The 333-nt window shown below is 38.4% G+C and carries 1 protein-coding gene; it reads left to right on the top strand.

The annotated features are described in order from the left end of the window. On the top strand, positions 1 to 315 hold a 315-nt coding region (locus GQR38_RS20270), incomplete at its 5' end, for a LysR substrate-binding domain-containing protein (RefSeq protein ID WP_240920067.1). Positions 316 to 333: the final 18 nt, after the last annotated feature.

Here is a 333-nt window from a genome sequence, read left to right as displayed (position 1 = left end):
AAAGCCAATAACATACAGTTAAAAGTGAATATGACCTTGGGTAATAGCGAAACGATTAAACAGGCGGTGATGGCCGATCTTGGTATTTCAGTTGTTTCACAGCACAGTGTGACGCTTGAGTTAGCTGCAGGTGTTTTGGTGGAGTTAAGTATTGAAAACTTCCCACTACAAGGAAGTTGGTCTTTAGTGCATCATGAAAGTAAGCATTTATCGCCTATTGCAAAGGCTTTTGTCGACTTTGTTTTATCAGCGGAAGAAAACGTTCCTGCGTTATGCAATCGATTTTTAGAGCATTACTTTGTTAAAAAAGATTAACTCGCTTTCTTAATAGCT

It is taken from the genome of Pseudoalteromonas sp. c7(2019), from assembly GCF_011378625.1.
GTDB classification, from domain to species: Bacteria; Pseudomonadota; Gammaproteobacteria; order Enterobacterales; family Alteromonadaceae; genus Pseudoalteromonas; species Pseudoalteromonas arctica.
Note: the sequence above shows the minus strand (reverse complement) of the source record. Positions and strands in the feature narration are given on the sequence as shown.